Origin of the sequence: uncultured Campylobacter sp. (assembly GCF_938045205.1) — a bacterium.
In the GTDB taxonomy this organism is placed as follows: domain Bacteria; phylum Campylobacterota; class Campylobacteria; order Campylobacterales; family Campylobacteraceae; genus Campylobacter_B.
Genome location: NZ_CALIMY010000109.1, coordinates 1 through 21328 on the forward strand (window position 1 = coordinate 1; position 21328 = coordinate 21328).

Annotated in this window: 20 protein-coding genes; 8 read left to right on the forward strand and 12 right to left on the reverse strand. The window is 48.4% G+C overall.

Annotation, left to right across the window (positions count from 1 at the left end):
* Positions 1-135 precede the first annotated feature (135 nt).
* The 12 genes from Q0198_RS06660 to yajC are packed head-to-tail and all read right to left on the reverse strand — an operon-like array spanning position 136 to position 13535.
* Positions 136-834 (reverse strand): 3-methyladenine DNA glycosylase, encoded by a 699-nt coding sequence (locus Q0198_RS06660; protein ID WP_297896328.1) that lies wholly within the window; start codon positions 832-834, stop codon positions 136-138.
* Positions 831-956 (reverse strand): hypothetical protein, encoded by a 126-nt coding sequence (locus tag Q0198_RS06665; protein WP_297896330.1) that lies wholly within the window; start codon positions 954-956, stop codon positions 831-833. The genes Q0198_RS06660 and Q0198_RS06665 overlap by 4 nt, the downstream gene beginning before the upstream one ends.
* The gene (locus Q0198_RS06670) at positions 953-1933 is read right to left on the reverse strand and encodes an ATP-binding protein (RefSeq protein WP_297896331.1); all 981 of its coding nucleotides are present in this window, start codon (positions 1931-1933) and stop codon (positions 953-955) included. Before Q0198_RS06670 ends, Q0198_RS06665 begins: the two co-directional genes overlap by 4 nt.
* On the reverse strand, positions 1917-4877 hold the full coding sequence (locus Q0198_RS06675; protein ID WP_297896333.1) for a DEAD/DEAH box helicase: 2961 nt from the start codon (positions 4875-4877) through the stop codon (positions 1917-1919). Before Q0198_RS06675 ends, Q0198_RS06670 begins: the two co-directional genes overlap by 17 nt.
* Positions 4877-5770 (reverse strand): M23 family metallopeptidase, encoded by an 894-nt coding sequence (locus Q0198_RS06680; protein WP_005872272.1) that lies wholly within the window; start codon positions 5768-5770, stop codon positions 4877-4879. Before Q0198_RS06680 ends, Q0198_RS06675 begins: the two co-directional genes overlap by 1 nt.
* Positions 5763-7382, reverse strand: a complete 1620-nt coding sequence (locus Q0198_RS06685) for a bifunctional folylpolyglutamate synthase/dihydrofolate synthase (RefSeq protein ID WP_297896335.1) — start codon at positions 7380-7382, stop codon at positions 5763-5765. Before Q0198_RS06685 ends, Q0198_RS06680 begins: the two co-directional genes overlap by 8 nt.
* Positions 7363-7902, reverse strand: coding sequence for an LPS assembly lipoprotein LptE (lptE, locus tag Q0198_RS06690; RefSeq protein WP_297896337.1), 540 nt, complete (start codon positions 7900-7902; stop codon positions 7363-7365). Before lptE ends, Q0198_RS06685 begins: the two co-directional genes overlap by 20 nt.
* A gap of 6 nt (positions 7903-7908) precedes the next feature.
* Positions 7909-10356: a leucine--tRNA ligase gene (leuS, locus tag Q0198_RS06695; RefSeq protein ID WP_297896339.1), complete on the reverse strand. Its 2448-nt coding sequence runs from the start codon at positions 10354-10356 to the stop codon at positions 7909-7911.
* A gap of 9 nt (positions 10357-10365) precedes the next feature.
* Positions 10366-10707, reverse strand: coding sequence for a DUF6394 family protein (locus Q0198_RS06700; RefSeq protein ID WP_005872279.1), 342 nt, complete (start codon positions 10705-10707; stop codon positions 10366-10368).
* Positions 10708-10716: 9 nt separating this feature from the next.
* On the reverse strand, positions 10717-11685 hold the full coding sequence (gene secF, locus Q0198_RS06705) for a protein translocase subunit SecF (protein WP_297896341.1): 969 nt from the start codon (positions 11683-11685) through the stop codon (positions 10717-10719).
* Positions 11669-13273, reverse strand: coding sequence for a protein translocase subunit SecD (gene secD, locus Q0198_RS06710; RefSeq protein WP_297896343.1), 1605 nt, complete (start codon positions 13271-13273; stop codon positions 11669-11671). Before secD ends, secF begins: the two co-directional genes overlap by 17 nt.
* Positions 13263-13535 carry a preprotein translocase subunit YajC gene (gene yajC, locus Q0198_RS06715; RefSeq protein WP_005872282.1) on the reverse strand — a complete coding sequence of 91 codons (273 nt, stop codon included), beginning with the start codon at positions 13533-13535 and terminating at the stop codon, positions 13263-13265. The genes secD and yajC overlap by 11 nt, the downstream gene beginning before the upstream one ends.
* Here yajC and Q0198_RS06720 point away from each other — a divergent pair.
* The 8 genes from Q0198_RS06720 to Q0198_RS06755 all read left to right on the forward strand — a co-directional run.
* Positions 13511-14674: an apolipoprotein N-acyltransferase gene (locus Q0198_RS06720; RefSeq protein ID WP_297896345.1), complete on the forward strand. Its 1164-nt coding sequence runs from the start codon at positions 13511-13513 to the stop codon at positions 14672-14674. The two genes, yajC and Q0198_RS06720, sit on opposite strands and share 25 nt — an antisense overlap.
* A 23-nt stretch (positions 14675-14697) precedes the next feature.
* A complete protein-coding gene (locus tag Q0198_RS06725) occupies positions 14698-14853 on the forward strand; it encodes a hypothetical protein (protein ID WP_297896347.1) in 156 nt (51 codons plus the stop codon).
* 64 nt (positions 14854-14917) lie between these two features.
* Positions 14918-15637 carry a UMP kinase gene (pyrH, locus tag Q0198_RS06730; protein WP_005872284.1) on the forward strand — a complete coding sequence of 240 codons (720 nt, stop codon included), beginning with the start codon at positions 14918-14920 and terminating at the stop codon, positions 15635-15637.
* Positions 15638-15660: 23 nt separating this feature from the next.
* Positions 15661-15879 carry a DNA-directed RNA polymerase subunit omega gene (locus tag Q0198_RS06735; protein WP_297896349.1) on the forward strand — a complete coding sequence of 73 codons (219 nt, stop codon included), beginning with the start codon at positions 15661-15663 and terminating at the stop codon, positions 15877-15879.
* Positions 15857-18049 carry a RelA/SpoT family protein gene (locus Q0198_RS06740; RefSeq protein WP_297896351.1) on the forward strand — a complete coding sequence of 731 codons (2193 nt, stop codon included), beginning with the start codon at positions 15857-15859 and terminating at the stop codon, positions 18047-18049. Before Q0198_RS06735 ends, Q0198_RS06740 begins: the two co-directional genes overlap by 23 nt.
* Positions 18050-18063: 14 nt before the next feature.
* Positions 18064-19269 (forward strand): tyrosine--tRNA ligase, encoded by a 1206-nt coding sequence (gene tyrS, locus Q0198_RS06745; RefSeq protein ID WP_297896353.1) that lies wholly within the window; start codon positions 18064-18066, stop codon positions 19267-19269.
* The gene (locus tag Q0198_RS06750; protein ID WP_297896354.1) at positions 19269-20351 is read left to right on the forward strand and encodes a nitronate monooxygenase; all 1083 of its coding nucleotides are present in this window, start codon (positions 19269-19271) and stop codon (positions 20349-20351) included. Before tyrS ends, Q0198_RS06750 begins: the two co-directional genes overlap by 1 nt.
* A partial coding sequence (locus Q0198_RS06755) for an AMIN domain-containing protein (RefSeq protein ID WP_297896356.1) occupies positions 20335-21328 on the forward strand: 994 nt, incomplete at its 3' end. The genes Q0198_RS06750 and Q0198_RS06755, both read left to right, overlap by 17 nt.

Sequence of the window (21328 nt, forward strand, 5' to 3'; positions counted from 1 at the left end):
CTAAATAAGCATAGGTTTCCCACCATCCTTCTTGGAGTGAGAAGTAATGGTTAAATATCAGTAAATGTAACGCAAGCGTTATACAAAAGCAAAAAGCAACCATTAAATTTTCTAAAATTTTAGTATTAAACATATCTACCTCAAATCATTTAAAATTATTTTCGCACTCTCGTCGAAAATTTTACCTTTCAAATGTGCTTTGTAAAATTCCACGATGAGCCCATGAAATAGTGCATACGCGCCGTTTTCGTTCTCCAGCTTATCTGCTTTTGCCGCCGCATCGCAGGGAAAATTAGCGAAATTTACAAACTCATAGATCCGCTCAAATTCCAGTTCGCCGAGCCACGCGCTAAGCTCGTCGTAACTTTCAAACTCATAGCCCAAAGCCCCGAGCAGCCGCGCCGAGTAGCTGTCCGCGACCATCACCGCGCGCTCGCACGCATAGCACAAGATCGCATCGCAGCTCTCCGCGCCGATCCCCTTGCGCGCTAGCAGCCACTCGCGGCTAACGCCTGATTTGAAGCTCTCAAAATCCCCAAAATCCGCGATTATCGCTTTGCAAAGCAAGCTTAGGCGTCTAGCTTTTTGATTATAAAATCCGCTTACTTTGATGATCTGCGCAAGCTCCGCTTCCTCTAATCCGGCGATGCTTTCTAGGCTCAAAAGCCCCTTACTACGCAGGTTTTGCAGTGCTGCATCGGCATTGCGCCACGCCGTATTTTGGATCAAAATCGCCCCCACGACCACCTCAAAGCTTCCAAACGCGGGCCACCAGCGAAAATCCTTGATTTTCACGGCGCGAAAAAGCGCGATAAAAAGCTCGGTCGCGCTCATCTCGTGCCTCCGAAATTTCTAGCATCGTTTCTAAAATTTCGCGCGGCGGCGGCGATTTTTTGCGTGCGCTCTAACACTGCGATAAAATTTACGCCAAATTTAAATTCGCGCGCAGTATTCATCTGCCGCCTTTTAAATTTGCAAAAAATTCCTCGCCAAAGCTCAAGAAAAACTGCTTTGCTGCGCGGCCGCTTCGGCTTGCGCGAAGCATCGCAAACTCACGCGCCTTTGCGTGCAGCTCGTCTAAATTTGCGGCAAAGCTTAGGCGAAATTCCGGCGCACTCATACCTTGCGCAGCCGCAAAGTAGGCATCTACGATCCCCAAATACTCCTGCATGCTTCCGCCGTAAAAGCTTAGCTGTAACCCAAAGCGCTCGCTTAGGCTGATTCGCTCATTCGCCGCGTCGCTTAGGTGCAGTTCGCCGCGGCTGATCTGCGCGGCGTCGTTGTCGCTCGCGCATTCGCCTACGATGTGGCGACGATTGGATGTCGCATACATCAGCACGTTGCGCGGCGAGCGCTCTAAGGATCCTTCTAGCAGCGGCTTTAGGTGCTTGTAGCCGCTCTCGCCGAGCTCAAAGCTCAAATCGTCGCAAAAGACGATAAATTTAAAGTTCGTTTCTCGGATCGCGTCGATTATATCCACGAGATGGCCCAGATCGTCTCTGCCGATCTCGATTATCTTAAGACCTTGCGGGATAAATTTGGAAAAAACCGCCTTCGCAAGGCTTGATTTGCCGCAGCCGCTCTCGCCCCACAACAGCGCGTGGTTGGCGCTGCAGCCGCGCAGGAAGGCGTCTGTGTTTTTTATAAGAGCCGATTTTTGGCTCTCTAGCCCCACAAGCGCGTCAATACCCGTGAAATCGATGTCACGAACGATCTTTAGTGCCTTTTTATTCGCGCGAAAGACGGCGACCTGCACAGCGCGCCAATCAATCGCGCTAAAATCGCTGAAATAAATTTGCTCGCTAGAGCCGCTTTGCGCGTTGTTTAGGACGGCTTGCGGCGCTAAATTTAAACCGCTCGCCGAGTCTAAATTTAACTCTTTATTTCTGCTTTTGCTCGCGCTTTTTTTGATATTTTCATCGCAGGTTCGCATTTTTTAGCTCCCTTCGCAGATAGATCAGAATTTCGCTTATCACGTCGTCATCGTCGCGCGTCTGCGCCTTTAATCGCACCTTATCGCCGTTTGCAAGGGTGATAAAGATATTTTCATCCATGCTCGAAATCACGCGCAAGCCAAGCTTCGTAGCCAAAACCTTAATCATCATCACATCGATGAATTGCTTGGTGTAGATGTCCGCGCGCCCGAAGCGATCCTCGATCTCGCCGAAAATTTCAAGTACTTCGCTCGCCTCTGCGCACTTGCTAAGCCGCCTGTAAAGATCCAAGCGCAGGCGATCCTCTCTGATAAATTCCGAGTTTAAAAAGGCGTTTACGGAAATTTTAAGCTCCACGCTCGCAGCGGCGCTCTTTCTGCTTAGCAGCTTGCCGATTTCTTCTTCTAGCATCTTTAGATAAAGCGAGTATCCGATCGCTTCGATGTGCCCGCTCTGCGCCTCTCCGAGCAGGTTTCCGCCGCCGCGAATTTCAAGATCGTGATACGCTAGCACCGAGCCGCTGCCCAAAAATGAGTTGCTCTCAAGCGCTACGAGCCGTTTTAGCGCGTCCTGCGTAAGAGCGGTTTTATCCTCGATCAAAAAGTAGCAAAAGCCCTGTTTGTTGCTGCGCCCGACGCGGCCGCGCAGCTGGTGCAGATCGGCAATACCGAATTTATCGGCGTTTTCGACGATGATCGTATTTACGCGCGGCATGTGGATGCCGCTTTCTACGATGCTGGTGCAAAGCAGCAGATCGTATCCGCCCGCCACAAATTTTAAAATTTCATCCTCCGTAGTTTTAGCGTCGATCTTGGAGTGCAAAATTAGAATTTTAAGGCTCGGCAAAATTTCAAGCAGCTTCTTTTTGGCGCTTTGCATCGTCGCGATGTGGTTATGGACGTAAAAAATCTGCCCGCCGCGTCGCAGCTCGCGCGAGATCGCCTCTTTTATGATCTTTTCGTCCCACTGCTTGACGAAGGTGCGCACGTCCAGACGGTCCTGCGGCGGGTTAAGCAGCGTGGAGTAGCTTTTAATCGAGCTTAGCGCCATATTTAGGCTGCGCGGTATCGGTGTAGCGGACATACTAAGCAGGTGCGAGGCGGCGCTTTTCTCTTTGAGCCGCTCCTTTTGCTTAACGCCGAATTTATGCTCCTCATCGATGATTATGAGCCCTAAATTTGCGGGGTTTAAATTTAAAAGCGAATGCGTGCCGACCACGACGATCGCCTCGCCGCTTTGCAGACGTTTTAAAATTTCGCTCTTTTGCCTCGCGCTACTGAAGCGATCGAGCTTGAAAACAGGAATTTCAAACTCCTTAAAGCGCTCGCTAAGCGTGGCGTAATGTTGCGAGCTAAGCAGCGTCGTAGGCACGAAAAACAGCACCGAATGCCCGCTGCGAATGCAGGCAAAGATCGCATTCATCGCAACCTCGGTCTTTCCAAAACCCACGTCGCCGCTAAGTAGGCGGTCCATTACCTTGCCGCTTTGCAGATCCGCCAAAATCGCGCTTACCGCCTTTTGCTGATCGCTCGTGTAGCTAAAACCGCTTGCGCTTAAAAATTTCGCATAATCCGCGCTTTCATTTTTGATGACGAGTCCTCGCACCAGCTCGCGCTTGGCCGCCAGCGCAATGATCTTTGAAGCGATCGCAAAGAGCTTTTCGCGCACTCGCTCCTTGATTTTTGAAAAGCTCGCCCTGCCCAGATGATCCAAGCTCACCGCGCCGCCGCTTGCGACGTAGCGATCGATCTTGTTTAGGTACTCTACCGGCAGCAGCAGCTTGTCGCCTCCCTCGTAGAGCAGAGATACGAACTCCTTGCTGCGCCCCATCACCTCGATGAGCTCAAGCCCGTTAAATTTAGCGATACCGTGATCTTCGTGCACGACAAAATCGCCCACGTTTAGCTCATCCAACGCTAGGCTCGATCTTCGCACGCGCTTTTTAGGCGCCGCTTTGTTTAGCGAAAGGATGATACGCTCGGCGCTTATTAAATTTACGACGAAATCCTCGCGTAAAATTTCGATATTGCTAAATCCGCTAAGATCAAACGGCGCGAGCAGCGCATCGTTTCGCGCGATCAGCGTGATGGCCTCGCTGCGGTGGAATTCAAAAAATTCCTGCGACGGCGTCACGGCGAGATCTTTAAATTTACGCGCCGCGGGCAGTACCTCGATCGCGTCTAAAAAATCCAAATTGCGCTCGGAAAAAATTTCATCCTTTTTGATCTCGTGCAGCAAGACGCAATCAAACGCGCTCACGTAATCGACGAAGCCCTCGATGAACCAAAACCCGAGCGAGCCCAGATCGCGAGCTAGCGCGTCGCTGTCCGCGCGCGATATCTTTTCGCTCACGCTCTCAAACTCGTCCTCGCTTAAATTTGCTAAAAACGGCGCTATTTCGGCTTGCGCAAGTTCATCTTTTTCGCTTTTTTGCGTCGCGACGTCAAAACGCCTGATGCTCTCGACCGTCTCGCCGTCGAGCAGAATTCTAACCGCGCTTTCGCTCCCTACCGAAAAAATATCGATGATCTCGCCACGAAAGCTAACCTCGCCCATGCTTTCGACGATGTCACGCACGTCGTATCCCAGGCGTAAAATTTCCTCTTTCAGCTCGCTTAAGTTTAACTCACTTCCAAATTTTAAATTTAGCGGGCGCAGATGGCTTGCTGCGGGGAGTTTGTTTAGGATCGTGCGGACGGGAGAGATTAAAATTTTTTTGCCGCTTGCTTTGTAAAACGCGCTAAGAGCGGTGCTGATGCCCGCGAGCTCGCCCATGTAGCTGCGCAGATCCTCGCCGAAGCTCGCTCTAAAATCGGGCAGGCAAAAGACCGCGTAGCCCATAAATTTAAGCACCTGTTCGCACGCCGCAGCCTCTTTATCGTCCTCGCAGATCAAAAGCTCTTTTTGGTTTTGCAAAAAGTATTCGTAAACCTCGGCTTGCATTATTTAAACCTTTCGATCTGGTGCTGCACGACGTTTGCGATCTCCTGCCACGATACGTTAGGCTCTAAGGTCGAGATATTTTTGAAATTTTGCGCGTTCCAGCTCATAAAATTTGCAGGATCGACGCTTTGAGCCAAAAACCTAACTTCGTAATGCAGGTGTGGGCCGGTGCTGTAGCCGGTATTGCCGCTATAGCCGATAAGATCGCCCTTTTTAACCCAAGAACCGGGCGTTACGACCGCGGAGCTAAGGTGGCCGTAGCGGGTCTCAAAACCGTAATTGTGCGATAGAATCACTAAAATTCCATATCCGCTGCCACTACCGCCTGCAAACTGCACAAAGCCCTCTGCTGTCGCAAACACCGGAGTGCCCTCGCTTGCTCGCAAGTCGATGCCGTGGTGCATCCTCATAACGCCGCTGATTGGATGAGTGCGCATCCCAAAAGGGCTAGTGACGCCACGATACTGCATCGGAAGTCCGTTAGGCACAGCGCTAAGAATCGCGCTCGCCGTTTTTTCGCTAGCTGCAATATGCGCGCCGGAGCCCTTTTTACGCTCCTTTTTCATCTCATTCATCGCAAGCATTACCTGGATATCACTATCCAGCCCGCCTCCATCGTCTTCGCGTCCGTCCAGCTTGGCAAGCACCTCCTCGTTTTTGCCCTCAAGTGCGATATTTTGCTCTTTAAGCGCGAGATTTTCAGCGTAGAGGGTTTTGTTTAGCTCTTTTAAATTTGAGCGGTCGCTAGCGAGTTTAAAGATCGCAAAAAACAAAACTAGCAGAAAAATTACGAAAAACGCGGATAAAATTTTAAGCTGAAATCTAAAATTTTCGCCAAAATACAGCGTCTTGGTGCCAAAGTGATCGCTTAGGGTAAGTTTAGTTTTAGCCACGGCGCGCCTCAAGCCATAAAATAAAATTTTCTACCAAATGAAACGAGCCGAAAACCAAATACTCCTCCTCCGCTCTAAGCTCGCCGCGAAACGGCGAATGTGGAATTTTAAGCGCGTCAAGCGCACGGATTATCGCCTCCGCTGCCATTTCGCGATCCGCAACCTCGTAGCTAAAGATCTCCACGCGCTCCACTACAGGCGCCAAAGTCCGCAGCACCGCGAATACGTCCTTATCGGCAAAAGCGTTGTAAATCAGCACGATCTTTCTGCCCCCGTAGATTTCGGTAATTTCGCGGGCTGCTTGCTGTGCTGCAAGCTCGTTGTGCCCGACGTCCACGCGCAAATTCGGCGCCAAAACTTCCATCCTGCCACGTAAATTTAGAGGCGGTAGCTGCGAAATTTCAAATTTCAAATTTAAAAATTTCATCGCAGCAAGCGCTAGAGCTAAATTTGAAATTTGAAATTTAGGTAGATTATTGTGCGCGCAAAACCATGCAATCTGCGCTTGCTCACTTTCGCTTAAAAGCTCTGCTGCAAACCTCAAATTAGTTCCTTTTTGCTCTGCGATCTGCTGCGCGATACGAAGCGGAACCTCGCTCATCTCATCGCTTAAAATCGCCTCCTTATCCATCGTAATGAGCTTAGTGTGGGCGATCTGCTCTAGATTTTGTCCTAGCATACCCAAATGATCGGTGCCGATCGGTGTAAAAAGCGACAGCATGCGCCCGAAGCTCGATGTAGCGTCAAACTCGCCGCCCATCCCAGCCTCGATCACACAGTAATCGCAATCCCTAAAAAGCACTGCCGCCGCAAGAGTGAGATACTCGAAATACGACAGGCTATCTTTAAACTCCGCGGGCAAGCTCTCTTGCAAAAACTCATGCGCGAAATCTAGCTCCTCATCTACAGCATCACGACCTAGCGAAATAGGAAGCGAGCTTTGAGCGGATTTAAAATTTGATCTTAGCTGAGATTTAAAATTTTGCTCAGACGACGATTTGAGATCTTGCGAATTCCATAAATTTTGCGTAGAAGCAGAATTTTGCGTATCGATCGAATTTCGCGCGATAGAATTCTGCTCGCTACAAAAATTTCGTGTGGTAGAAACGAAGCTTTGCAGGGCAGAATTCCGCTCACCATGCGAATTTTGCATGGTGATAAAATCCTGCATGGCGGAATTTTGCAAATTAGAAATAGAAATTTTAGAGGCGGAATTTTCTCTGTTCGCAAAATTTTGCATCTTTGCGGAATTTTGTTTTTCCGTAAAATTTGGCGCCAAAGCGGAATTTTGCTCGTTTTTAAAATTTGAAGCGTCGGAATTCAACGCAAAAACGGGGTTTTGCGCGATCCGTCCGCCTAGATAGATGCGCTCGTTGAGCTTAAAAACGTGCGGGCTAGTGTAGTGCCCGACGCTAAAGCCCGCTGCGGCGATCGCGTTAGCCAAAAACCGCCCGGTGCTGCCCTTGCCGTTGGTGCCGATGATCTGAATGACGTTTTTGAGTGGAATTTTATCTTTAATGGCGGCATACGCCCGCGGGAAGCGCTCATAGTCGATTTTTTTGTAATAAATCGGGCGATTTTGCAAAAATTCTTTAATGCTGCGCCCGCTCAAGTCTGAATCCCCTAATCGCAAGCGTCGAAATAAACTCGTCAAACGCCTGCGTGGAGGCATTTTCGATCGCCTTGTAGCGGTCCTTATCGCTAATGATCGAGCTCGTATCGTAGCTATTTTTGACTAGGCGGCTAACTTTAAAATCGTAATCGCCCACGCAATCCTTGCTGAAAACATCGCCGTTTTTAAGCTTGGTGCTAAAATTTACGATGAGATTTGCGCGGTAGCTAGTGACGTAGCCGAACTGATCGTATGAAAGCTCGCTAAAACTTAGGCTTTTTATGCTCGCTACTACGATCGTCTGCGCCGAGTTTTTATCCGCAAGGCTCATCCCTAGGCGCTGGACTATACCCTGCCTGATCGCATCTTTGATAGCGACGGTGTTTTGCGGATCGGTCTTGCTCATCATCACATCCACAAATACGCTTCCACTCATCGTCTCTTTCGCGATCCTTGAAACGGGCTTGTAGCCGCAGCCGATTAAAAAAATCAAACAAAAAACGGTTAAAACTCTTCTCATCTTCGCCTACTTTATCACCAAATTTACGAGCTTGTTTTTGACGTAAATTTCTTTTACGATGCTCTTGCCCTCTAACCATTTGGCGCAATTCTGCTTTGCAAGGTTTAAAATTTCGTCCTCGCTTAGGCCTGCATCCGCTTCAAACTCAGCGCGCTTTTTGCCGTTAATCGTGACGGCAAGCTTGATCGTATCGCTCTCAAAGACCTCTTCGCAAACTCGCAGCTCGCCAAAATTTCGTCTTTTAAACAGCTTCTCGCTAAGCTCGGCGCAGATGTGCGGCACAATAGGCTCGAGCAGGTTTAAAATCACAAAGTAACCCTCAGTAAATACGTCTTTGTCGCTCTGCGCGTTTAGGGCGTTTAGCGCCTCCATACACGCGGCGATTAGGGTATTAAAAGCAAAACTGCTCTCATAAACCTGCTGCGATTTTTTAAGCGCCTCGTAAACTTTGAGGCGGGCGTATTTTTCCTCTTTATTTAAAGCGGCGTGGTCGATCTGCGGAATTTTATCAGTAGCATAGGCATTTTCGGCGCGATCGTAGAGGCGACCAAGAAATTTATACGCACCCTCTACCGCGCTGTCGTTCCACTCAAGCTCTTTTTGAGGAGGCGCAGCAAAAAGTATAAAAAGTCTCGCCGTATCGGCGCCGTAGGTCTCGATGATATCATCCGGATCGACGGTGTTTCCTTTGCTTTTACTCATCTTTGCGCCATCTTTTAGCACCATGCCCTGGGTTAGCAGCCGTTCAAACGGCTCGCTATCGCGCAGATAGCCTATGTCGCGAAGAGCCTTTTGGAAAAATCTTGCATATAAAAGGTGCAAAATCGCGTGCTCGATGCCGCCGATATACTGATCGACGTTCATCCAGTAGTTCACGCTTTGCTCGTCAAACGCCCGCTGCTGCCACGTTCGCTCGTCGCTTGCGTAGCGCGCGAAATACCACGAGCTTTCAAAAAATGTATCGAGCGTGTCGGTCTCGCGAACCCCGTCGCCGCCGCATTTAGGGCATTTGCAAAACTTCCATCTAGGATGCGTATCCAGCGGATTGCCTTTGCCGGTGATCTTGACGTCCTGCGGAAGCTCTACGGGTAGATTTGAAATTTCCTCGCTTACGAGCCCGCATTTTGGGCAGTGGATCATCGGGATCGGCGCACCCCAGTAGCGCTGGCGGCTTACCCCCCAATCGCGAAGTTTAAAATTTACCACACGGCGTCCAAGCTTTAACTCTTCAAATTTTGAGATAACGGCGCTTTTTGCTTTCTCGCTATCCATGCCGCTAAACTCTTCGGAATTTATTAAAATTCCAGGCTCGATGTAAGCCTTGCTAGCGTCGTAATCGCCGCTTTTTGGAGCGATGCTTTGAATGATCGGCAGGTTAAATTTCTTTGCAAATTCGAAGTCTCTCTCATCGTGCGCAGGCACAGCCATGACCGCGCCGCCGCCGTATTCTGCCAGGACAAAATTTGCGGTCCAAACGGGGACTTTTTTGCCGCTTAGCGGATGAAGCACGCTGATTCCGAGGCTCACGCCGTCTTTATCGCTTGCTTGGCGCTCGCGCGGGCTTTGATTTAAAATTTCTCTCACCTTCGCCGCAGCTTCGGCGCCGAGTAAGCCTTCATCCAAAAGCCTCTTTACAACCTCATGCTCCGGCGCGACCGCCGCGTAGCTCATGCCGTAAATAGTATCGGGGCGCGTCGTAAAAACCTTAAAGCCCTCGATGTCGCCAAGCTTAGCGCTGCTTTGCTCGTCAAATTTAAAGCTAAATTCCAAACCTTCGCTGCGCCCGATCCAGTTTTCCTGCATCGTAAGCACCTGAGCGGGCCACTTGCCCTCAAGCTGCTTTAGGCAATCCAAAAGCTCCTGCGCGTAGGCGGTAATTTTTAGATAATATCCCGGCATCTGCTTTTGTACGACCTCGTTGCCGCAGCGCCAACACTTGCCCTCTTCGACCTGCTCGTTGGCAAGAACCGTCTGATCGTGTTCGCACCAATTGACCACGGCGCTTTTTCTATAGATAAGCCCTTTTTCAAAAAGTTTGATGAAAAATTCCTGCTCCCAGCGCGTATAAAGCGGATCGGAGGTGGCAAGCATACGACGAGCCGAAAAGCTAAAGCCTAGGCGGTGCAGCTCGTTTTTCATATAATCGATATTTTCGTAAGTCCAAGTTTTAGGGTGAATGCCGTGTTTGATCGCCGCGTTTTCCGCAGGCATTCCGAAGCTATCAAAGCCGATCGGCTGAAGCACGTTGTATCCGCGCAGCCTATAATAGCGACTCAGCGCGTCGCCGATGCTGTAGTTTCGCACGTGCCCCATGTGGATGCGGCCGCTTGGGTAGGGAAACATCGAAAGGATATATTTTTTAGGCAGACTATAATCGTCCTTAGGCTCGAAAACTCCCTCTTCATCCCAAATTTTCTGCCATTTAAGCTCAATACTTTTACTATCGTAAGGCATTTTGCGCTCCTAGAATTCGTCTTTGGTTTTTGCCGACTCGATCGCTATTAAAATTAGCGAGAAAAAGTTTGCAAGTAGCGCGCCGATCGCAAGCGAGGTCACGATCGATAGATCTCCCGGCGCTACTACAATCAAAACGAACGCCGGTATGAGATGCAGATCCGCTACGAGCGAGCTTGCAAAAAGCTCAGCTGCTAGCATATTTCGCACGCCTACCTTCAAAAGCGTCGAGACTGCATTCACGCTGGTTGCTATGAAAAGTAAAATTTCATTCTTCTCATACAAAAACCCGCCTATCGTAGTCATACTCATAAGCGCAAAAAATATGTAAATTACCCTTCCCCAGTTCATCTTCTATCCTTACACCGTGCCTTTTTCATACATGGCGCGATTCTTTTCTTTCTCTTTGATACGGCGCTGTTTTTCAGCCAAAAATGCGCGGTATTTCTCGACATTAAATTTAAACAAAATCAGCATCGGAGCAGCTACGAATACGGAGCTGAAAGTTCCTGCTATGACGCCCACTAACATCACGAAGCTAAAGCCGTGGATCATCTCGCCGCCCCAGACAAATAAAATCACGATGACAATGAGAGTCGTAAGCGAAGTAAGCAGCGTGCGCGATAGCGTGTGAGAGATTGATTCGTTTATAACCTCGTCAAGCTTAATCGATTTGCTATCTTTTACTCCTTCTCGAATTCTATCGAAAACAACGATGGTGTCGTTTAGCGAGTAGCCCATTATGGTTAGTAGTGCAGCTAAAATTTCAAGGTTGAAATCTACGCCGGCTAAAATCATCGCACCTACGGCAACTACGACGTCGTGCAGATCTGATAGTACGGCTGCGACCGCGAATCTCCACTCAAACCGCAGGGTGATATAAACCAAAATGAGCGCAAACGACACGCATACCGCTAAAATTCCGTTTGTGCGAAGCTCCTCGCCGACTTTAGGACCTACGATATCGACCTTGCGAATGTCGAAGTTTCCACTACCTTGTAAAATTTTTTGCGCCGCTAAGGCGGGATTATCGCCCAGTTCACTCGCAGCGCCCGAATATCTAATCGTGACCTCTTGATCGCTACCAAATTCCGTAACGTTGATATTGCCTAAATTTGCCGCTTCGAAGCGCTTTCTGATCTCATCAAGCGGTGCTTTAGCGTCGTATTTAACCTGAATGAGTGTACCACCGCTAAAATCGATACCATAGCTGACACCTTTAATGAAAAATAGCGCAATAGAGCCTATTATCAAAATAGCAGAAAGCGCAAAGGTAAAATATCTAAATTTCATAAAATCATAAATTTTGCCCTTATCGAACACTTGCATTTGCGCCTCCTCTTACTTTATAACCGAGCCAAAGCGCGGTATTTTTGCTCTTTTCCATCTTATCCATTACTAACTCAAACATTCCGTGCGTGCCCAAAATAGCCGTTATCATCGACGCTACGATACCGATGCTCATCGTGACGGCAAAGCCCTTCACCGGACCCGTGCCGTAAGCATAAAGCGCAGCAGAAGTAATTAGCGTAGTGATATTTGAATCCACGATCGCACTCATCGCATTTTCATAGCCTTTATTTATACTTTGGCGGATTGAAACTCCCGTCCTTAGCACCTCTCTAACGCGCTCATTAATGATGACGTTCGCGTCCACCGCCATTCCGATAGTTAGCACGATTCCCGCCATTCCAGGAAGCGTTAATGTTGCACCAAAAAGCGCCATACAAGCGATCAGAAATAAAATATTTACTACAAGCGCGATGTCAGCAAAAAGCCCCGCCACGCCGTAGTAGAAAATCATAAAGATCAAAATCGCAACCGCTGCAAGGCTTAGCGCTGCCATACTTTTATCGATGCTATCCTGTCCTAGGCTAGGACCGATACTGCGTGTCTCTGAGACTTTAACAGGAGCCAAAAGCGCGCCGCTTCTAAGCGCAATCGCTACGTCGTGCGCCTCCTCGACGCTAAATCCGCCGCTGATCTGACCGCTGCCGCCGCCGATACGCTCGTTTATGCGCGGCGCGGAGTAAACCTTGCCATCAAGTACGATCGCAAGGCGCTTGCCGACGTTTTTGCCAGTAAAATCGCCAAAAATTTGAGCGCCTTGAGAGTTCAGCGTAAAATTTATTATCGGCTGGTTGGTGTGCTGATCGAAAGCGACCTTCGCATCGACTAGCATCGCGCCATCAAGCACTGGAATTTCGTTTATGAGATACTTGTAATTCGGATTTTTAACGTCCGGGTAGATCACGTCTCCGTAAGCTCTAGCATCCGCTGCGCTGATAGTCTGCGCGCGATCTTGGCGCACGTCGTCCACCGCCATAAGCTGCAAGTGAGCCGCTTTGGCGATCAGATCCTTGGCGCGTTGCTCATCCGCTGCACTTTTGACGCCCGGAAGCTCGACCAAAATATAGCTCTCGCCCTGCTTTGCTACCGTCGGCTCCGCAAGTCCGAATTGATCCAAGCGGTTTCGGATAGTCTCGACGGCCTGTTCGATCGCGTATTTTTTAGTCGCTTCGACCTCCTCAGGTGTTAGTGTGACGCGGTATTTTTCGCCAGATTTTTGAATGTCTAATCCGCTTGCGGCGCTATGCAAAATCGCATCAAATTTGGAAGCCTCGTCTGCGTCTAAAATTTCAAACTCAAACGAATCGCCTTCCAATTTTAGCCCGTCCATCAGCAGATCATCGCGCTTAGCGGCGTAATTGACGCTCGCGGCGATCGATTTGATCTTAGAAACGACCGCCTCGTCGCTTTGAACCTCAAGCAGCATGTGAAGCCCGCCTTGCAGATCCAAACCCAAGTTTATCTTGCTTCCCTTTTCAGTCTGAAAAATCGAAGGCGCGGCAAAAATCGCCGAAAAAATAACCGCAGCTAAAAAGATCAGTAGGCGGTATGAAATTTTACTGCTCATCTAATTTTCTTGCTACGAATTGTTTATCTAGCTCAACCATGACCTCATCGTTAAGCTTAACTGTGATAAAATCATTGTTTGTTTTCACGACCGTGCATTTTATGCCACCGCTAGTTATGATCTTATCGCCTTTGCCGAGCGCATCGACCATCGCTTTATGATCCTTGGCCTGCTTTTGCTGCGGTCTGATAATCAAAAAATACATAATCGCAAAGATTACGACGATAGGCAGGATTGATGCAAAGAAGTTTCCTTGTTCCATGTGTTTCCTTCATTAGAAATTTAAAAAGTAGCTATTTTACATTAAGTTACATAAATAAAGGCTTTGTTCTTGCCCTTGCGCTTTCAAATTTTATTTTCGTAGAAATTTTAAGCTCTAAATTTGACGGCTTGGCTGCTTTGGCGGCGGAATTTTTCTCGCCCCTGATCGCGATAGCGGCACTTTTTTATCTGCTAAAAGCAAGCAAGGCGGAGTGGTTTTGGTGCGGATTTTTTATCGGCGCGCTGTGGATGCACTGGATCAGCTTCAGCCTGATCTATTTCAATCTTGCGTTTTTAATCCCGCTTGAAATTCTTGGAATTTGTCTCGTTTATGCTTTTATTTTCCGCATCTTTGCGATCTTTGACGCGCCCGTTTTGCGCGCTGCCTGCCTTTTAATTCTAAAATTTATCCATCCTTTCGGCTTTGATTGGCTAAATTTTGAACTGCTTCTAAGCCATGGAATTTTCAGAGCCGATCTTAGCGCGCTGGCTCTGATTTTAGCGGGGCTTTGCGCGGTTTTGTATCTACGCGGACGAGGCGCCCGGGCTAAACTTAACGCCCTAATTTTCGCGGTATTTTTGATCTGCGCGCTGCAATTCAGCCAAAAAGAGCCCGAGCCGCTGCCGATTAAAATTTCGCTCGCAAACACCGATATTTCGCAGTATGACATCTGGGCAAAGGATAAAATTTTATCCGCCGCGTTGGCAAATTTAGCCCGCATCGATGAGGCGATCGCGGCGGGGCAGGATGCGATAATTTTGCCCGAGAGCGCCTTTGCGATGCCGCTAAATTTAGAAAATGTGCTAGTTGAAGCTCTAAAGGAAAAATCGCGCGCAATTACGATCGTAGCAGGCGCGGAAGCGTATGAGAACGGGAAATTTTACAACAGTGCCTATCTTTTTGCGAACGGAGAAATGAAGCGCTTCGATAAGCACATTTTGGTACCGTTTGGCGAAATGGTGCCGCTGCCGGAATTTGCGCGAAATTTCATCAACCGCGTGCTGTTAGGCGGCGCGACCGATTTTTCGACCGCTAGCGGCTTTAGCGACTACGAGCTTGGCGGCAAGAGCGTAGAAGCGCGGTTTGCTACGAGGCTACGCGCGCGGAGCTTTACGAGGGCTCGCCCAAATATGTCGTAGCGATCAGCAATAACGGCTGGTTCGTGCCGAGCTACGAGCCCTATTTGCAGCGCCTCATAATCCGCTACTACGCGAGCTTACACGGTACATTGATCTATCACGCCGTAAACGGCAGCGCTAGCGAGATAATCGCTCCGAAAAAGATCTGGATAAACCGCCTTAAAGATCATCTAAAATAGCCTAAAAAGTTATTTTTAAACGACTTTTGGGTAATATTTTAAAATTTTATTAGGAGCTAAATTTATGGCTAAATACAATCGCATACTCGTAAAATTTTCGGGTGAAGCGCTAGCGGGAGAGAACGGCTTTGGGATCGACAGCGAAATTTTAAAATTTATCGCTAAAGAGATCAAGCAGCTCGTAGAGGGCGGCATCGAAGTAGGCATCGTAATCGGCGGCGGCAACATCATAAGAGGCGTAAGCGCCGCGGCTAGCGGTATCATCAAACGCACCAGCGGCGATCATATGGGCATGCTAGCCACCGTCATAAACGCAATCGCGATGAGAGAAGCGCTAGAATACGCAGGTATGGATGTGCGCGTGCAAAGCGCGATAAAGATGGAAGCGATCTGCGAGACCTTCATTATCGGCCGCGCCAAAAGGCACCTCGAAAAAGGGCGCGTCGTGATCTTTGCCGCAGGCACGGGAAATCCGTTCTTCACGACCGATACCGCGGGTACGCTCCGCGCTATCGAGATCGGAGCCGACGCCATCATCAAAGCCACCAAGGTAATGGGGATCTACGACAAAGATCCGCAAAAATTTAAAGACGCCAAATTGCTTTCCAAAGTCACTTACGACCAGGCCTTGCACGACAACATCAGGGTGATGGACGATACAGCTATCGCGCTTGCTAAGGATAATGCGCTCCCGATCATCGTGTGCAATATGTTTAAGAGCGGAAATTTATACAAAATCGTCGATGGCGGAGATCTAAGCTCCTGCTCGATCGTAAAAAACTAAAATTTTAAATTTAAGGAGAATTGATGAGAACCGAACAAATTGTAGCCAAGGCTTTAAAAGTAACGGGCGGAGACCGATATAAGCTATCTTTGATGATAAGCAAACGCGCCGAGCAGCTAGCTGCGGGCGAACCGCCGCTGATAGAGAACGTAGATACTCGCAGAATGAAATTTGCCGATATAGCAATCTTGGAACTAGCCGAAGGTAAGATCACATTAGATGGAATCGTTGACAAGGATTAATGATAACTTCTTAGAAAGCCTTATCGAAGACGTTGTCGATACCAAAGATATACAAAGCGCCAAGCAGCTGCTTTATAATCTAAAAGAGCCCACTCCGCTGCTAGTGGATGCTATAAATTTATGCATCGCGCAGCACGACGGGCAGTTTCGCAAAAGCGGCGAGCCGTATGCGATCCATCCGATTTTGGTAGCTTGCTTCGTATCTTTTATGGGCGGAGACGACGCGATGGTGATATCTGCGCTACTACACGACGTAGTAGAGGATACAGATTACAGCATCGAGCAGGTTAGGCAAAGATTCGGCGACGAAGTAGCCAAAATCGTAGAAGGGCTTACTAAAATCGTAAACATCAGAGAGGATAAATTAGCTCCGTCCGGCGATAGTAACGCTAAGCTTCGCACCACCGCACTTACCTTCCGCAGGATGCTGATGATCTCTATTAACGATCAGCGCGTCTTAGTCGTAAAGCTCTGCGATAGACTGCACAATATGCTAACCCTAGACGCACTCCGCCCCGATAAACAAAAACGCATCGGCGAAGAGACGCTTTTGGTTTATGCGCCGATCGCGCACAGGCTTGGAATTTCATCGATCAAAAACGTGCTTGAGGATCTTAGCTTTAAATACGTCATGCCCAAAGAATACGCGGCGATCGCCGATTACGTCGAGGAGCATAAGCAGCAGCTTCAGATGAGCTTGAGCAAATTTAGCGAAAAGATCAAGGAGTATATGCTTTCAAACGGCTTTAGCGAGGGCAGCTTTGAGATCCAAAAGCGGATGAAGCACTATTACTCGATCTTTTTAAAAATGCAGCGCAAAGGAATTTCGATCGAGGAGGTGCTCGATCTTTTGGCTATCCGCATCATCGTGCAAAAGCCGATGGATTGCTACTTAGCTCTGGGTATAATCCATACTAAATTTAACCCGCTCATATCGCGCTTTAAGGATTATATCGCGCTTCCGAAGCAAAACGGATATCAGACGATCCACACAACCGTCTTTAACGAAAGTATGATCGTAGAGGTGCAGATCCGCACCTTCGATATGCACAACACCGCAGAATTCGGTGTCGCCGCTCACTGGAAATATAAATATAGCGGCTCGATTAATCCGAAGCTCGATTGGCTAAACGACATCGGCATGCAGGAAGAGGACGACGCCAACGCCGAGGATCTTTACGAATACGCCAAGGACAGCCTCTACGTCGAAGATATCGCCGTGTATTCGCCAAAGGGCGGAATTTTTACATTGCCGCGCGGTGCTACAGCGCTTGATTACGCCTACGAGATACACTCTCAAGTGGGCTTAAAAGCGACCGAGGCCTTTATAAACCGCGTCAAGGTGCCGCTTCTAACGGAGCTTAAAAACGGCGACATCGTTCATATCATTACCGGAAGCGAGCCACACTACCGCTGCAGTTGGCTAAGCTCTGTAAAAACCGGCAAGGCGCGCGCGACGATAAAGGCGTTTTGCAAACAAAAGATCAGAGATATAAATTTTGAAGTAGCAATTAAAATTTTATGCGCGATCTTTACGACGAGCAAGGAGAGCATTTTAAGCTGGCTTGAAAAAGAAAATTTAAGCAAAAAGATCGGCAAAGCTGCCTACGACTCGGTATTTTTAAAAGACGTCGTAAATGCGCTGAAAAAATACCCGCTCAAAGAGAAATTTTTCAATATGAAATTTCGCAGCAAGTATGAGATCGAGAAGCAAAAATTTGACAACATCGTGGTGTATTCAAATTTTAAAATCGACGAGGTTGAGTTTGATTACTGCTGCAACCCAAAGCGTGGCGACGACATCATCGGCTTTCGCAACGGACACGGCGTGACGGTGCATCATAAGCTGTGCGAACGTGCAAGCGAGCTAATCAAAACCGATGAGATGATCTTCGTAAAATGGACGCGCAATGCGCCGCACCGCTATAAGATCATATTAAATTTAGAAAACAAGCGCGGCTCGCTGGCGACGTTTTTAAACTATTTAGTCAAGCTCGAGGTCGATCTAGTGTCGATAAGCCTCAACGAAAATAGCGAAACGACGTCAGATTATTTTGAGATCATCATCGAGCTGAACGAAAATTTAGACTCCACGGAGATTAAAGACAAACTCAAAAACCGCTTTAAAATCGTGGATTTCGTATCACTTACGGACGTATATAAAAACTAAATAAGGGAGAGCAAATGGCTGACATTCAAGGCATTATGGGAAATTTTAAGCGCGGCGTCGCGGAGATCATCGGCGAGGAGCAGATTGAAGCACTGATTAGGCGCTATTACGACAGCGGCGAGGTCTTTTACGTCAAAATCGGCATGGATCCCACTGCTGCGGATCTGCACCTAGGACACGCCGTCGTGCTAAATAAGCTTGCGTTTTTACAAAACCACGGCGCGATCGTGCAGTTTCTAATCGGTGATTTTACTGCTCAAATCGGAGATCCTACAGGCAAGAGCGAGACTCGCAAAAAACTAGCGCGCGAAGTCGTGCTGCAAAACGCCAAAACCTACGAGCAGCAGGTCTTTAAAATTCTAAATCCCGCCAAAACCAAGGTGATGTTTAACTCCGAATGGACCAACCGCCTGGGTGCTAGCGGAATGATTGAGCTATCAAGCACTTTTAATGTTGCCAGGATGCTCGAGCGCGACGATTTTGAGAAGCGCTACAAGGCCGAACAGCCGATCAGCATCAGCGAGTTTATGTATCCGCTACTGCAAGGATACGACAGCGTTTGCATGAAATGCGATATAGAATTTGGCGGTACCGATCAGAAATTTAATCTTTTAATGGGTCGCCAGCTACAAAGAATTTATGATGTCGGCAAAGAACAAAGCGTCGTGATGATGCCGCTTTTGGTAGGTACCGACGGCACAAACAAAATGAGCAAAAGCCTTGGTAACTACATCGGCGTAACCGATACGCCTCATGATATGTACGGCAAGGTGATGAGTATCAGCGATGCGTTAATGTGGGATTGGTATAATCTGCTAAGCCAAAAAAGTAGCGAAGATATTGAGCTAATAAAAGGCTTCGTGGCGGATGGCTCGATCCATCCTAAGGCGGTTAAGGAGGAGCTTGCCTCCGAGATCGTAACGCAATTTTATGACGAAAATACCGCCTTTGAGGCCAAGCAGGAATTTGACCGGGTCCACGGTGCTGGCGAGCTTCCTAGCGAGATCAAGGAATACCACGTAAGTTCGCCTGCATGGATCGTAAAGGCGCTCATCAGCTGCAAGCTTGCCGTCTCTAGCTCGGATGCGCGCAGGCTGATAAAATCAAACGCCGTCAGTATCGATCAAAATAAAATTTTAGATGAGCAGCTTCAGCTTAGCTCGGGCGAATACACGCTTCAAGTAGGGAAGAAAAAATTCGCTAAATTAAAGGTGGATTAATGAGTATAAAAATAGGCAAACACGAGATTGCGCACCCGATAATTCAAGGCGGCATGGGACTTGGTATCAGCTGGGACAAGCTAGCCGGCAATGTCAGCCTAAACGGCTGTCTAGGCGTCATTAGCTCGGTCGGCACCGGCTACTACGAAAATCTTAAATTTGCCAAAAAATCGCTCGATGGCAGACCATATCAAAGCGAGAATTTTTATAGCAAAGAGGCGCTTTTTGCCATCGTGCAAAACGCCCGTAAAATTTGCGGCGATGCACCTTTGGGGATGAATGTAATGTGCGCGGCGAACGACTACGAGCGCATCGTGCGCGACACGTGCGAGGCAGGTATCGACATCATCATTAGCGGCGCAGGGCTTCCTACCAATCTGCCGGAATTTACGGCTGATTTTCCGGACGTCGCGCTCGTGCCCATCTCCGCCAAGGCTCTTAAGATCATCGCCAAGCGTTGGAAGCAGCGCTATGACCGCATCCCAGACGCCGTAGTGCTCGAAGGTCCTCTTAGCGGCGGACATCAAGGTTTTACCTACGAGCAGTGCGGCGATCCGGCGTTTGCGCTGGATAATCTAATCCCGCAAGTAAAAGCGGAAATTGCGCAATGGGGCAGCTTCCCACTATTCGTCGCAGGCGGAATTTGGGATAAGACTGACATCGATCGCGTAAAAGCCCTGGGTGCAGACGGCGTGCAGATGGGTACGCGATTCATCGGTACGTTTGAATGCGACGCCGCGGAGGAATTTAAGCAGGTACTTCTTAACGCCAAAAAAGAGGACATCGAGCTTCTAAAATCGCCCGTGGGCTATCCTGCGCGCGGAATTCATACAAATTTACAAGATATGATCGCCGCGGGCACGGCGCCTAAAATCCGCTGTATCAGCAACTGCGTAAGCCCTTGCGAGCGCGGCAAAGGCGCTAATGCCGTAGGATACTGCATCGCAGACCGCTTAAGCGACGCGTATCTTGGCAAAACGCAAAGCGGACTGTTTTTCACGGGTGCCAACGGCTGGCGATTAAACGAGATAATATCCGTGAAGGAATTGATAGAAAAACTTGTAAATGGCGAAGATAGTTAAAATTTTTCTAATCGCGGCTTTTAGCTGCGTATTGGCGTTTGGAGCTTCCAGCGAAGCGTTTTTTGCGAAATTCGATAAGGATTTCATCGTAGCAACGCCGAATTATAAGCGCTCGCTGCATAAGGAGCTAAAATCGCTCTATCAAGGCGCGTCCGATAAAGAGGTTCGCATCAAAGCGCTAAAAAGGCTGGTTTACAGCTCGAAAAATTTAGGGCTTGATTCCTCGCCTTATGAATCTGCGCTAGCCAAATTACAGGGCAAAGCAAGCGATAGCAGCACGAATTCTAAAAAGCTCAAAGATGAAAACGCAAAAAATTCCAAAAGCTCGGACGAGAAAAACGCTTCAAATTTAGCGCACAGCCCCAAAGCCCCCGCCTCTAAAAATTCTAAGAATTCAAAAAATTCCACTTCCAAAAATCTCAAAAAGACGCGCGCGCCAGAAGAAGCCGATCTAAGCTCGCTATCTAGTGAGGATTTGGAATTCTTACGCTCGACTAGGCCCTGCGGCGCAGACGACGCAAAAAACTCTACGGACGATACAAAGTCTTATGATTCAAGCGAAAATCCCGCAGGAGCCGACGACTCCTTACAAGCGCATAATTCTGCGGATAGTGCTGCGACCGAGCGATTAGATTCTGAGCTTCGCAAAAGCAGCGTAAAAAAATCCGCCCCCGATGCCAAACTCGCTCTAGCATCGCTGCGCGGCGATGGGGATGAGATCGTGCTTGAGTTTAACCGCGATCTAAAGCGCAGCGATTATAAAGATTTTACGATCGCAAGTAGCGATAATTTTCGCTTCGTGATTGATTTTAGCGCACGGCAAAAATCGCAAAAAACGCGGCTTAAAGATAGCTTTGTTAGCGATGTACGTGTCTCGCAATACAACGACAAGACCGTACGCATCGTACTTAGTGATCCGAAAGAATTCAACGCAAACGTTGAAATTAGCGGCAATATGATGATTTTAAGTACAGCTG